General features: G+C 45.8%; 11 protein-coding genes and 1 tRNA gene. 8 read left to right on the top strand and 4 right to left on the bottom strand.

What is annotated here, in order from left to right; translation table 11 throughout:
* Nucleotides 1-40: 40 nt before the first annotated feature.
* From QUA71_RS17585 to QUA71_RS17570, 4 genes are all read right to left on the bottom strand, one after another.
* Complete coding sequence (locus tag QUA71_RS17585; protein WP_333286872.1) at nucleotides 41-1,060, bottom strand: IS4 family transposase; 1,020 nt, start codon at nucleotides 1,058-1,060, stop codon at nucleotides 41-43.
* A 190-nt stretch (nucleotides 1,061-1,250) separates the two neighbouring features.
* Nucleotides 1,251-2,114 carry a Tic22 family protein gene (locus QUA71_RS17580; RefSeq protein WP_333286870.1) on the bottom strand — a complete coding sequence of 288 codons (864 nt, stop codon included), beginning with the start codon at nucleotides 2,112-2,114 and terminating at the stop codon, nucleotides 1,251-1,253.
* A 152-nt stretch (nucleotides 2,115-2,266) separates the two neighbouring features.
* A tRNA-Pro gene (locus QUA71_RS17575) sits at nucleotides 2,267-2,340 on the bottom strand.
* 493 nt (nucleotides 2,341-2,833) lie between these two features.
* The gene (locus tag QUA71_RS17570; RefSeq protein ID WP_190656386.1) at nucleotides 2,834-3,385 is read right to left on the bottom strand and encodes a GNAT family N-acetyltransferase; all 552 of its coding nucleotides are present in this window, start codon (nucleotides 3,383-3,385) and stop codon (nucleotides 2,834-2,836) included.
* A gap of 516 nt (nucleotides 3,386-3,901) precedes the next feature.
* Between QUA71_RS17570 and QUA71_RS17565 the strand changes: the two genes are divergently transcribed.
* The 8 genes from QUA71_RS17565 to QUA71_RS17530 all read left to right on the top strand — a co-directional run bounded on the left by QUA71_RS17565 (nucleotide 3,902) and on the right by QUA71_RS17530 (nucleotide 12,939).
* A complete protein-coding gene (locus tag QUA71_RS17565) occupies nucleotides 3,902-4,627 on the top strand; it encodes a hypothetical protein (protein WP_006631881.1) in 726 nt (241 codons plus the stop codon).
* A gap of 943 nt (nucleotides 4,628-5,570) precedes the next feature.
* Nucleotides 5,571-6,440 (top strand): alpha/beta hydrolase, encoded by an 870-nt coding sequence (locus QUA71_RS17560; protein WP_333286868.1) that lies wholly within the window; start codon nucleotides 5,571-5,573, stop codon nucleotides 6,438-6,440.
* Between the two features lie 382 nt (nucleotides 6,441-6,822).
* Complete coding sequence (gene hrcA, locus QUA71_RS17555) at nucleotides 6,823-7,965, top strand: heat-inducible transcriptional repressor HrcA (protein ID WP_445243797.1); 1,143 nt, start codon at nucleotides 6,823-6,825, stop codon at nucleotides 7,963-7,965.
* A 371-nt stretch (nucleotides 7,966-8,336) separates the two neighbouring features.
* A complete protein-coding gene (locus QUA71_RS17550) occupies nucleotides 8,337-8,522 on the top strand; it encodes a hypothetical protein (RefSeq protein ID WP_333286864.1) in 186 nt (61 codons plus the stop codon).
* 280 nt (nucleotides 8,523-8,802) lie between these two features.
* Nucleotides 8,803-10,395 carry a methionine--tRNA ligase gene (gene metG / locus QUA71_RS17545; protein WP_333286862.1) on the top strand — a complete coding sequence of 531 codons (1,593 nt, stop codon included), beginning with the start codon at nucleotides 8,803-8,805 and terminating at the stop codon, nucleotides 10,393-10,395.
* A gap of 105 nt (nucleotides 10,396-10,500) precedes the next feature.
* Entirely contained in the window at nucleotides 10,501-11,106 is a 606-nt protein-coding gene (locus QUA71_RS17540; RefSeq protein ID WP_006631885.1) for a LabA-like NYN domain-containing protein, read from the top strand.
* A 197-nt stretch (nucleotides 11,107-11,303) separates the two neighbouring features.
* Entirely contained in the window at nucleotides 11,304-12,503 is a 1,200-nt protein-coding gene (lptC, locus tag QUA71_RS17535; protein WP_333286860.1) for an LPS export ABC transporter periplasmic protein LptC, read from the top strand.
* A gap of 310 nt (nucleotides 12,504-12,813) precedes the next feature.
* Nucleotides 12,814-12,939, top strand: a complete 126-nt coding sequence (locus QUA71_RS17530; protein WP_333286859.1) for a hypothetical protein — start codon at nucleotides 12,814-12,816, stop codon at nucleotides 12,937-12,939.
* Nucleotides 12,940-13,203: the final 264 nt, after the last annotated feature.

Raw genomic sequence — 13,203 nt, 5'->3', positions numbered from 1 at the left:
ATTCTGAAAATAGACATACGAATCCTATAAAATGCTGATTTCAGCAATTGAAAACAAGTTCCTTAAACCAGTGAATATAGCTGATTTTCTCACACATAAAAGCCTGTAAATATCGTAATTTGTCTAAGAGTTTATTTCCAATTTCATCAGGAATTTCAACTGACTGAAGCAACGAATAACAAATCAAACAGGCATAGATTTGTATCTTGATTCCATTAGTATTTTTAGTAATTAAAGGAGCCAATTTTAAATGCATCTTTAAGAATTTCCACAGCAATTCAATCTGCCATCGTCTGCGATAAATTTCTCCAATTTCTTCATTAGTGTATGCTAATTCTCCTGATTCAGGTAAATTAGTGACAAACCTAAATTCAGTTCGTGTTTCTAAATCTGAAAAACTCACTAATCTTACTTGAACTTTTCGTTGGTCACTCCACACTTCATAAGTTCCATTCTCCTTCATGTTGATAGTAGAATTATTCTTAATTCGTAGTACCAAATATTGATTTTCTTGTTTCATTAATGCTTGAACGCGTTCAGAGCTAGAAAAACCTCTATCCATTACAGCTACTCCATTTTGAGGTGTGGCTGCTATAGTTTTATCTCCATGCTCACTGTCATGACCTTGACCAAAATGAATGTGTACTCCATCAATTATTCCCCGTTCATTGTCCGTTCCAGCAAATAATTTTACTTGATGGTATTCCTGTTGCCATAGTAATTTACTTGTCAAGGTAACTATCGTTGAATCTAAAGGGAAGAAACTGAGACAATCTTTGTTAATTAATTGACCTTTTATATCGGCTTGTAATCTTTCAAAGATTTTTACAAAAACATCAATATCTCTATGCTTACTAGCCTTTGAAAAAGTTGATATATCTAGGGAAATATCTCGACTGTTTAAACGGGAAAATAGGGAACGCATAGTATCCAGACTTTGGTCAAAACTAAACCCTAGCCAGCAGGAGACAAATGTGAAGCTATCTAAAACTGGATAATCATCTTTGGGTAAATGGGCGAGATACCGTTTTACAATTTTGGGGAAGTTAGAAAATAGCATTTCAGTTGATTATTAATAATTTATAACTCTGCCATTATACATTGTTAGACCAATTTTAGCAATCTTTTCCTATCATTCAACACTTCTGAGTAATTAGTAATTAGTAATTGGTAATTAGTAGGCTGAGTCGAGAAACCCAACCTACTAATTAATGACTGATAACTAATGACTAATGACTGCTGACTAACTATTAGCGAGCCGGTCGAGGTTGACTCGGAGCAGGAGCCGGCCGAGCTGGAGTCGGAGAGGCAGTAGCCGGCCGAGCTGGAGCCGGAGCAACCTGTGGATTTTGGCCCGCACCAGCAGGTTGGAGCGATCGCACAAATTCCAGCGACTCCCGCGACGGAATCAAAATCATTTGGGTCAAAAACGGGTCGTTCTCAGTACGCAAAGCTTCCAAAACGCTCTCCAAGTTCACCACCTCAATCTTAATTGTGGCTGTCACGTTGGGCTGCTGCTGCTTAAAACGATCGACCATTCCCTGTAAATCCTCCTTGTTAAAAAACAAGGGAATCACCTCTTGCTGACCCCGCTGAATCGTCAAATAACCATTTTCCGCACCGCCTCTGGCCAAAAACAGAGGTACACCGTTGAACTCGTTAACTTGTTGACCAGTCTGCTGAAGTACAGTTTTAGCCGACTGCACCTGCTGCGGAGCCGGAACGAAAGCAAATTGCACTTCCTCCGGCTTGCCTTTATTTGCTTGAGTGATCTGATAAATTTCGCCCAGGGATACTGGCATCACGCGCACCGAGGCAGCCAACTGAGGATTTCTGGTTTTCAGTTGATCGACAAAAGCTTGAGCATCTTTCTGGCTGATGAAAATTCCCGCCACGGAAGCATTACCAGTTTGACCCTGACCCTGCTTGGGAACAGAAGCGATCAGGGGCGCACCCTGAGCGTCTGTAATCGTAAATACTGGCACCGAGCGCAATTTTTCCAAAATTTGCGGCTCCGGCAGCGCCAGTGCAGACATCTTACCAATGGGGGAGGGGGCCAGCAGAGTGCTGCCGACAATTCCCAATATTGCGCCCAAACGAACTAATGATTTCATGTTTTTTCCATCAGGAGCGATCCTGAAACACATTAACGCAAAGACTGGCGACTTAACACGATCGGCAAAAACTGCCTCAATTTGTTTTCATTTTGACGAAATGTAAACATCAGAGACAGTTCTGCTTCAATCTATTATTTAACATTGTGCGATCGGGATGACAGGATTTGAACCTGCGACATCCTGCTCCCAAAGCAGGCGCGCTACCAAACTGCGCTACATCCCGGTGGTATAGTTAGCTAACCTCTAACCATTAACACACAAAACCGCTTGCTTGTCAAGCTTTTTTAAATATTTAGCTCTCGATGCAGCTAAGGCGAAGTTGTTTTCAGGTTGTGCGGTTTGACCCCACCCAACAACCGATACCAGCCCCTGACTGCCATCGTGAGCTGCTCACAATTTTAGATCCTAGTTCAATCTCCCAGATTCATCTGTGGAATAAATCTCAAATCTCAAATAGTTCCTTCGACTGAGGCCAACTCGACTGACGGGGACTTGGCCCTTCGACTGAGCGCCGATGGTCTGAGCGCTCGCCGAAGTCTCACGCCGCAGTCTCAAATCTCAAATTGACTGACAATACTTGCACAACTTCATAACGGCGCTGGTGCCGAGATACATCAAAGCCTAACTGACCACAGCGCACAGGTGCATTCGGTGTTGGCAGCGTCAATATTGTATTGTATATCCTCAACAAATCAACGCCGACCTGCACCTGTGAGCTAATCAGGATACCAAAACATACCTTTAATCCCCTCTGGATCGGACATAAAGCCCAAATTGCGGTAAAAATCCACCACCTGAGGGTCAGCAAATAAGGTAATGTTGCTGATATCTTCACTGCGGAGTTTTTTAATGATGTATTTCATCAGCGCCTTGCCCATGCCTTTGCCCTGGTAGTCGGGATGAACTACCACATCCCAAAGCGTGGCATTAAAAGCATGGTCTGAAGTCGCTCTGGCGAAACCCACCAGCCGTCGCTGGCTGCCCCGCATCTCCCACATAGAGACGACTAGGAAGCTGTGCTGAATAGCTTTTTTGACTTTACGCAGGGGACGGCGGGACCAACCCACTGCATTACAAAGTTCTTCGAGTTCGTAGAGGTCAATGTCCCGATCGCAACTGAAAAAGATGCGAGCGTTGCCGCTGGCGGGTTTGCGAAACGTTGGGGAAAGCGGATCGCCTAACCCAACAGCCACATCTTCCTCAATTTCCGGTGTTTGGGGTACAGAGGCAGACTCAGAACTACTAAATAAGTTTTTCCAAAAACCCATGCAGGCGCGGTTAAGGTAGTAGAAGTTGGACGACGAGAAAGAGAACCCGACAGATAAACCCACTCCGATCGGCGTGGGATGAATTGCCGGTAGCCTCTTGAGGAACAGTTTACGGTACACTCATCTTACGCCGAAAACAGGGATTTGTCGTCCAACATTGAGTCTGCGCTTTTTTGATTCTTGATTCTTGTCAAGTTTCGTAGAACTGTTCTGCTAGCCAGTGCGCGGACAACCCGCTTTTAAGGTAAAATTTGTTGCCGAACCAGGACAGAGGCATTTTGGGAAGTGCTTCTTTTGAGTGCCGCCGATCGCGCCGGGACTTATACCCTTGGTGGGAAATACCACTGGAATGACGCAACGGTGACATTCTTGTGATCGGTTCCCCGACCGATTTGACTTTTGCTTTTAGTGAGAAGACGGGGACAATTTAAGTCGAATCGTCAAATCGAAAATCCCATTGCCATAAGGCATGGGAGAGTCAATACCTAGTATATCTCCCGCACCTTCTCCTCAATTATGGCTTCGGGTTTAAAACCATCTACACTAGAACTTCTCAAGCGCTTTAACCGAGCGTTTCCGCAGTTTTATGAGCAATTTGTCAGCAGCGAAATCCAGTTGCAAAACCTCAAATTAGCTTACCAGCTTTACAAAACTCGGCAAGCAGTCATCGAAATCCGAGCCGAAGGTAACAAAAGTGCCCTGCATTTTGCTTACCGGAACCAGTCTTTTCTATTGAGCGATATTTTTGGAGTGCTCGCCGCCTACGGACTGACAATTCACAGTCTGAGTCTGTACGGTCAAATTTACCCGCCCATGCTGGTATTTATCAAATTGGTCGTATCTCGCGGTGGCAAGGTACTGGCAGATAAAACAGCAGAAAACGTCTGTAGAGCCGTTCGAGAGGCATTGGCGGGACATTTTGAGGTTGAAGAGATGTTGGCGGTGGAATTTAATTTAGACGCGGGTTTGGAAGATGTAGCAACTGAATTCTACGTCGATCCGGTTTTCCACTTGCCAGCTTTGCTGATTGAAGCAGATAATCAACCTGGACTTTTTTACAAAGTTATGTATGCCATCTGGCAAGAGGATTTGTTGGTGGTAAATGCTAATTTGCTGGTTTGGCGGGGGCGAACTCGCCTAATCCTCTACTTGTTGGGGCCCAATGAAAGTTTAATTCCCGAGTATCTGGGTCAGAAAATCGCTGAGGGGGTGCGACAAAGATTGCTAGGCGAGCGATTTTAGGGCAAGCTGCCGATGCTCCCTAAATAACTAGATTTCTATAAGTAGACATTAGTTTGCAGAAGTTGTCCAGTGAGATAGGATAAAAAGCTCGGCAAAATTGTTCGTACAAACGAGTGTAGATAGCGGTTTTCATAAACATGAGACACGCCGAAACGATGTTGTCAAGTTTTTTAAGTTTGATGGCGTACTTTAACTTGAAGCGCAAACAGCGCGTGGTGAGTCGTAAAGCCCGATTTTATAACCGTATAAATGCAGTAAATAAGCTCGCGCAACTACACGCAAAAGTCAGTCGCAAATATCCGCAAAAATGCGCTCCATAAAATTACGTATTGCTAGCCCCAAATCATGGCAAAGTAACAATATACAAGTAAGTGCTAATTTTTTGAAAAATTCTTAAATTTTCACAACTTTGGTGCGGCTTTAATAGTTGAATATGGGAGTTACTAATTTAATGGGTAACTAGCATACAAAAATATGTGTTTGTCTAAATTGACACTGATATCCCGATAGTTTACGACTTTATAATCGGCTAAAGTTGGGAAAATTATGGGCGCAAAATGCCCTTAAAAAATCTCGCTGATGTATGTCCCCCTTGCGATCGTACAGCAGACAGAAATTTGAATACTGCAAAAAACATAGAACGCTGGTTTGAAGGAATATTTATTCTAGGGCGATCGGATAAAAGGGCAAGCTAGGCCAAAATTGCCAGTGAAGTGGACAAAAATCTTGTAGCGTCAACTTAAGACCGCGCGTTGCAGCAGGAAGTAAGCGGTAAATCGATAAAGTTGAGTCTTTTTGACTTACTTATAGCGCTTCTTGGGTAGATGAGGTAAACAATTCCACTGAAAAAGCTTGAGAACACAGGGTTTCGGCGTACTCTCTCTTTCTGAGAAAGGCTATACATAGGTTTACATAGGTCTTATGGAGCGGGTAGGATAAAAGTATGGCAACAATCGACATCCTAGGGGTTCGGCACACTTACGAGTTGACGGCTCCGACTGCAACTTCCCCGGTTCTGGTATTTGTCCACGGCTGGCTGTTAAGCCGCCACTACTGGCAACCTTTGACCGATCGCTTGGCATCAAACTATCAGTGCCTTACCTATGATTTGCGGGGGTTTGGCGATTCTCAATCGAACCCCGGCGACGATCGCCCATGTTCCGAACCGCTAAATTCCTGCTACACTCCCGCAGCTTACGCTCGCGATTTGGAACTTTTACTCGAAAAACTCGATATATCTTCTGCTTGGCTGGTGGGACACTCTCTGGGCGGTACGATCGCTCTATGGGGAGCCAGCAAATTGTCCGATCGCGTTAAAGGGGTGGTCTGCATCAATGCAGGAGGCGGCATCTATCTTAAGGAAGAATTCGAGCGGTTTCGAGCGGTCGGCAAGCAGCTAGTAACAATGCGTCCCGGCTGGCTGCCTCACTTGCCGTTAGCAGATTACCTGTTTGCCCGCGATTCTGTAGCCCGCTCGATCGGCAGATCCTGGGGACGGCAGCGCTTAATAGATTTCGTGGGAGCTCATCCAGAGGCAGCTTTGGGGGCTTTGTTGGACTCCACCACAGAACCGGAGATTCACCTGTTGCCACAAATTGTCTCCCAACTCAAGCAGCCTGTTTATTTTATTGCCGGTACTAAAGACAAAATTATGGAACCAAAATACGTGCTGCATTTGGCTAGCTTTCACTGGATGTTCCAAGGTTGCGGCGAGAATGTCCTTCAGCTTCCCGATTGTGGCCATTTGGCAATGGTGGAACAGCCGGATGCAGTGGCTAGTTATCTGCAAAATATTCTGAAAGAACACAATTAAAGGGAATTGGGCAAAACAAAGCCGAGGAATCGGGCATTGGGCCGAGATCCGGTTCGGGGAAACGAAGCTACCAAATAGAAAGTTATAGCAGAAGGAAGAAGGAAGAAGGCTTTAGTTGTTATCTAGGAGAGAAGGAAGAAATTGACCGGATGGGGAAAGTGCAATTAAGAACGTCCTAACCGTCCGGGCGGTTGCTATACAAGTTAAAAGTTAAAACATTCTTCCCTGTTGCCTGTTCCTTCTTACCTCTTGCTTCTTCCCTGTTCCTTCTGCCTTCGCCTAAATCTGTTATCTTAAATAGATAAGTCTGCCCGCTCGCCCTCTTCGGACAGACGTTTCGATTAAATAGTGGCTTTCAACTCTAAATTCTAATTCTGCTTAAATATCTGTGCGCGTTAACCTCACCGATCGGCAACAACACATCCTTTGGGCAACGGTTCGCCACTACATAGCTACAGCGGAACCCGTTGGCTCAAAAGCTTTGGCTGACGAATTCAACCTCAGCGTCAGCCCAGCTACAATTCGCAATGCGATGGGGACTCTTGAAAAAGCTGGACTGCTTTATCAGCCCCACACTTCGGCAGGACGAGTCCCCTCTGACTCGGGCTACCGAATTTATGTAGACCAGTTGATCCAGCCGTCTGATACGCTGGCCCGCAAGGTCGAACAGGTACTAGACCAGCTCAATTGGTCTGACGGCCGCATGGACGCGGCACTCCGCGGCGCGGCTCAAATCCTGGCAACTATCAGCGGTTACATAGCCATGATCACCATACCGCAAACCAATATGGCTTGCTTGCGCCACTTGCAACTGGTGCAGCTAGAGCCGGGAAAGGTGATGCTGATCGTGGTGACGGATGCTTACGAAACTCAGTCGGTTTTGGTGCAGTTGCCGAGGGACGCAGAAGGTAACACGCCTGATGTCGAAATCGTCGATCGCCAATTGCAGATTTTGTCGAATTTTTTGAACAGCAAGTTGCGGGGACGATCGCTCTCGGAACTCTCGACTGTAGACTGGAGCGAGTTAGACCGGGACTTTGAACTGTACGCTGAGTGGATGGAAACCATGCTGACTGCTTTGAGCAGCCGCCAAAGCAATCCAACCTACACGCGGATTCTGATCGGCGGTTTAGCAGAAGCGCTGCGCTTGCCTGAGTTTTCGCAGTTGCAGCAAGTTCAAACCCTGGTGCAACTGCTCGAACAAGAGCAAGAACTGCTTTGGCCTTTGATTTTTGAATCGCCTGAGTTGGACATCCCCGGGAAGCGGGTAACGGTGCGTATTGGTTCGGAAAATTCTTTAGAACCAATTCGTGGCTGTACTCTGATTTCTTCGACTTACCGCCGGGGATCAGTGCCGGTGGGTAGTGTTGGGGTTTTGGGGCCGACGCGGATGGTTTATGAAAATGCGATCGCGGTTGTGGAAGCTGCAGCCAATTATTTGTCAGAAGCTATTGGCGGAAATCGAGTGAGTTTTCCTGATGGCGATCGAGGGCGATCGGATCATCCCTTGTTAGATGCACCCTAATGTGAGAGCCCCAAGCTTAACTGGCTTGGGGTTTTATTGTCTGTGGACGTACCCGCAACCTTTATCAACCGGGTTTTGTGACAAAAAACCTAGGCTTTTATCCCACATTCCGCACCCAGGGGTGTTACACAGTATAATTACGCAGAAAACTATATCCTTGAAGTAATAAATTATGCTTTTAAATAGTTATTTATCCGTTAATATACGGTATAACAGTAGAATTTATAGTTTTATTGCTGGATCAAAATAAGTAAAAACCGATAGTGAGAGTTGAGGGTGCGAAATGTGGGTTTTATACTATGTTTTGGGGTAAGAAACTAAAGCTTCGCGCTTGACCAGAGAGTTTCCAAAACAACCCGGTTTCTGCGTCCGTGAGCGGCTCGGAAAGTGGCAGGAGTTACGGGGGAGCGACTTTCCAGCGCTTGGAAGAAAAAGATTGCGATGGCGAGCGATCGCACATTTACAGAAAGTGGTCGCCGAGTGTTAGTCGAATGGCAGGTTTAGCAGCCCAACCCATCAGTTTTGTTGCAAACCGGGTGGGCGATCGCCCGCTCTAGGGATAGCTGCTGCGACAAATAAATTGAGGCTGCCCGAAGCCCGCGATCGTCGCTTCCCAAGGCAGCAGAATGTCAAAATATTAAGACATTTTAGAGAGTTCGTCAAAAAGAACTAAAAAAGATTAGTGTTGATATGAAAGCAATATTTCTTTTGGGAATAGCCCGGGTTAAACAATTGCAAATAACTTGCAGTGAATTTGGCTTGATTGCCACTCCATAAAAAATTTAACCGCTGAGTTAAGATCGAAACGGAATTTAGGGAATTTTCTTTTAGCATTCAATGAAATCGACTGATAAAACTAAAAATACCTTTGCGATAACAACGCCTCTGTATTATGTAAACGATTTACCTCACGTTGGCAGTGCTTACACGACTATGGCTGCGGATGCCCTAGCCCGATTTGAGCGGCTGCGGGGCAAATCTGTTTTGCTGGTTACGGGGACGGACGAACACGGGCAGAAAATTCAGCGGACAGCCGAGAGTTTGGGACGATCGCCCCAAGCTCACTGCGATTCAGTGGTTCCGGCGTTTGAGGCGCTTTGGAAGCAACTCGACATCCAGTACGATCGCTTCATCCGCACAACTTCGCGGCGCCACGAGTACATTGTCAAAGAATTTTTCCAGCGCGTCTGGAACTCCGGCGACATCTACTTGAACCAGCAGCAAGGCTGGTACTGCGTCTCCTGTGAAGAATTCAAGGATGAACGGGAATTGTTGCCCGGAAATCGGTGCTCCGTCCACACCAGCAAGGAAGTTGAGTGGCGCGACGAGGAAAATTACTTTTTCCGTCTGTCGCGGTATCAAGACCAACTGCTGGCATTGTACGCAGAACGTCCCGACTTCATCGCGCCCGAAAGCCGACGCAACGAAGTGCTCAGTTTCGTCAACTCTGGACTGCAAGACTTTTCGATTTCTAGAGTAAATCTCGAATGGGGTCTGCCAATGCCAGTTGACCCCAGTCACAGCATCTACGTCTGGTTTGACGCTTTGCTGGGATACGTCACCGCCTTGCTAGATCCGGACAGCGACCCGATGTTGGAGAATGCTTTATCTAAATGGTGGCCGGTTGACTTGCACTTGATCGGCAAAGATATTCTTCGCTTCCACGCAGTTTACTGGCCGGCAATGCTGATGTCAGCGGATCTGCCGGTGCCGGGTCGCGTCTTCGCACACGGGTTTTTGACCAAAGACGGCAAAAAAATGGGGAAAACGGAGGGTAATACTTTAAACCCTGTCGAATTGGTCAACAAATACGGCGCTGATGCAGTGCGTTACTATTTTCTCAAAGAAATTGAGTTCGGAGAGGACGGCGATTTTAACGAAACTCGGTTTATCAATATATTGAATGCTGAGCTAGCAAATGATTTGGGAAATTTGCTTAACCGTACCCTAAACATGGCTCGAAAATATTGCGGTGGTTGCGTACCGAATGTGTTGGGAGAAAACATTGACGGCGACAACCTTCTCAAGGCTATGAGCCTGGATTTGGGGGCTCAAGTAGCGGGTTTTTACGAAGAGTTGGCTTTTAGCAAGGCTTCCGAAGCCGTGCTTGCATTAGTGCGAGCCGGTAACAAGTTTATTGACGTGCAAGCACCTTGGAGTTTGTACAAGCAGGGACAGATCGAAAGTGTGGCACAAGTGCTATATTCTGTTCTGGAATCTGTTAGACTAGCATCTTACCTTTTATCGCCGATTATTCCAAATATCAGCAACGCTATCTATCAGCAGCTAGGTTTTTCAATTGACTTTAACGATCGAGTTACAGTTAACAGTTTAGCGAATTTTGCAGCTCATGCTGCCTGGGGCGCTTTGCCGGCAAACCAAACTCTGGGGGAACCCCAACCTGTTTTTAAGCGGCTCGAACTGCTGTAAACAGTACCTTCATAGTTGGCAGCCAGCGCTCTGGGTGTTATGACAGACTACGAATTAGCACTTATTTCCTTACCAATCTTTCATAAAAATTGAGGCATAACAATCATGTTGAATAGAATAGAAAGCAACGATCTTTTTACGCCGGAACAGGTTCTAGAAAATCGCGGTCGAGTAGCAATTTTTATTGACGGTTCTAACCTTTTTTACGCGGCTTTGCAGTTAGGAATTGAGATTGATTACACTAAGCTGCTGTGCCGTTTAACTGCGGGTTCGCGGCTGCTGCGCTCTTTTTTCTACACGGGTGTCGATCGCACTAACGAGAAACAGCAGGGGTTTTTGCTGTGGATGCGCCGCAACGGCTACCGGGTGATTTCTAAGGATTTGGTACAGTTGCCTGACGGTTCTAAGAAGGCGAATTTAGATGTAGAAATCGCTGTGGATATGATGGCTTTAGTGGGGTCTTACGATACGGCGGTACTGGTGAGCGGTGACGGCGATTTGGCTTATGCTGTAGACGCTGTGAGCTATCGCGGCGTGCGGGTTGAGGTGGTGAGTTTGCGATCGATGACGAGCGACAGTTTGATTAATGTAGCCGATCGCTATATCGATTTGGAAATGATTAAGGACGACATCCAAAAAACATCGCGCCCTAATTATGCTTACCGCCCTTTGTCGGGTCTGAGCTTGATGGAGGAACACGACGACAGATAGGGATTTGGTAAGGGGTAATTGGTAAAGGTTAATAGGTGAGCGTTAATGGGTTGAATCATTAAGAATTAGAAGTTAAAAATTTAGACCAAGTATGACACATTTTTAATTTTTGATTAAGTGTTTTTCAATACCCAATTATCAATTACCAATTCCTCATTCCCCATTCCCAATTACCGATTACCAATTCCCCCTTCCCAATGATTAATCTCAAATCCCAAATTCCCAATTTCAAATCCCCAAAATTGATGCTGCTATTTTTATCAGCACTGATTTTGGGGATTGGTGCTTGTGCGGTTCCGCAAGAGACTCAAAAGAACAAATTAGCGGAGGATCTCAAAACTGCTCAACAGTCAAACAGCACTTTAACTTTAAACAAAGTAACTCTAGAACAAGCAAACGAAAAGGGCGAGACGTTCTGGAAAGTAAACTCGCAAAATGCCGTTTATAGCAAAGATAAAAAGATAGTTAACGTTCAGAAACCCGTGGGCAAATTGTTTCAGGACGGCAAAGAAATTTACGACATTCAGGGAGAAACGGGGCAGGTATTTCAGGAAGGAAATCAAGTTTTTCTCAAAGGTAACATAGTCGCTAAAGACCTAAAAAATGGAGTGGTATTGCGCGGAAATGAGTTGGAGTGGCGACCAAAGGAGGATGTTTTAGTTGTCCGCAACAATTTGACGGGAGAGAACAAACAGGTGACGGCTTCAGCGAAGGAAGCGCGGGTTTTCAGTAGGGCTAAGAGAATGGAGTTATTCGGATCTGTGGTGGCGAATGTTAAAGATCCGGCTTTGCAATTGCGAACCGAGCACTTAGTGTGGTTTGTGGATCAACAAAAGGTAAACAGCGACAAACCGACTCAAATTGACAGATACAAAGATAAAACAGTAACAGATAGCGGTTTTGCTGACCAAGTAGATGTAGACTTAAAAACCAAGATTGCGACGCTGACGCAAAACGCTCAGTTGATGCCATCAGACCCGCCGCTGCAAATAGAAAGCAGTTTGATGAGTTGGAATTTTCCGGCGCAATCTGTCATATCGCCCGGGCCTGTGAAGGTTTTTCACCGCGTGGAAAAGGTGACGATGACTGGGGATACGGGGCGGGGAGATTTAGAGAAAAAAATCTTTTATTTGACTGGAAATGTAGTGGGAATTGGGGAAAAACGTCAAGCTCAATTAAATACCGATCGCGTAACGTGGTATTTAACTAACCAGACTTTCGACGCCGAAGGAAATGTTGTTTACAAGCAACTAAATCCGGTGTTTAATTTGACTGGGCCGAGGGCGGCGGGAGAGTTGAAAAATCAAACTGTGATTGTCAAAGGCGACGGCGGTGGCGGCCAAGTGGTTACGGAATTTGTACCCGACGAGTACAAGGGAACTTTGGGACAGCAATAATTGCGATCGCAGATGCGGGCAGATGAACACCCATAAACGCAAATCTCATTAAGATTAGATTGAGTAAGCAGGGGTTGGGATGACAACAAATTTACAAACAATTTTAGAAAGGCTTGATGAACCTATAGCCATCCTAAATCATTTGTGAATTTCTTACTCCCTCCCCTTGATAAGGGGAGGGTTGGGGTGGGGTCAAAAATTTACGACTCCTGCAAGGATTGCTATATCTTAATTGACTGATTAAGTTGGAGAGAGTTTAAGGCTGTTGAACTGCATCTCTCGCCTCCGGGGGTGCGACTATCGTTTTTAGATGGGGTGTTGGAGATTAGACGTATCCCTGGAAGAAAAAACGAAACTGCCAAACAGCGGATTTCAACGCTATCTCGATCAGCCCGCTGCGTTTCCGGCGATCGCCCGTGCAGCCAAATCTTTTTAAGCTTCGCATCTGATTTAACCTGAACTAATGGCAAAGTTGAGTTTAGGGTTGATTTAGGCACTATGCACTCAACAGTATTAGGACTTACCAGATCGCCCCAATGCCTTGACTAAGGGGCTTTCAAGTGGCTCCCGGGAGCGGTTCCCCTTTTTTGAAGCGGTTTCTCCCGGGAGTGGTTCCCGTCTTTTTAAGGGTGGCTCTGGAGGTCAGGATGGCTCTGGGTTTCAGACCGTATAGTGCCTAAGTCCTGAATATAATTGTATG

Origin of the sequence: Microcoleus sp. MON1_C5, assembly GCF_036701875.1 — a bacterium.
GTDB lineage: Bacteria > Cyanobacteriota > Cyanobacteriia > Cyanobacteriales > Microcoleaceae > Microcoleus.
Note: the sequence above shows the minus strand (reverse complement) of the source record. Positions and strands in the feature narration are given on the sequence as shown.

Excerpts from the sequence above, each read along its gene's own strand:
- QUA71_RS17530 (WP_333286859.1), top strand. The coding sequence starts at position 12,814 with ATGGGGTGTTGGAGATTAGACGTATCCCTGGAAGAAAAAACGAAACTG.
- lptC (WP_333286860.1), top strand. The coding sequence starts at position 11,304 with ATGATTAATCTCAAATCCCAAATTCCCAATTTCAAATCCCCAAAATTG.
- QUA71_RS17580 (WP_333286870.1), bottom strand. The coding sequence starts at position 2,114 with ATGAAATCATTAGTTCGTTTGGGCGCAATATTGGGAATTGTCGGCAGC.
- QUA71_RS17570 (WP_190656386.1), bottom strand. The coding sequence starts at position 3,385 with ATGGGTTTTTGGAAAAACTTATTTAGTAGTTCTGAGTCTGCCTCTGTA.
- QUA71_RS17560 (WP_333286868.1), top strand. The coding sequence starts at position 5,571 with ATGGCAACAATCGACATCCTAGGGGTTCGGCACACTTACGAGTTGACG.
- QUA71_RS17585 (WP_333286872.1), bottom strand. The coding sequence starts at position 1,060 with ATGCTATTTTCTAACTTCCCCAAAATTGTAAAACGGTATCTCGCCCAT.
- QUA71_RS17540 (WP_006631885.1), top strand. The coding sequence starts at position 10,501 with ATGTTGAATAGAATAGAAAGCAACGATCTTTTTACGCCGGAACAGGTT.
- metG (WP_333286862.1), top strand. The coding sequence starts at position 8,803 with ATGAAATCGACTGATAAAACTAAAAATACCTTTGCGATAACAACGCCT.
- QUA71_RS17565 (WP_006631881.1), top strand. The coding sequence starts at position 3,902 with ATGGCTTCGGGTTTAAAACCATCTACACTAGAACTTCTCAAGCGCTTT.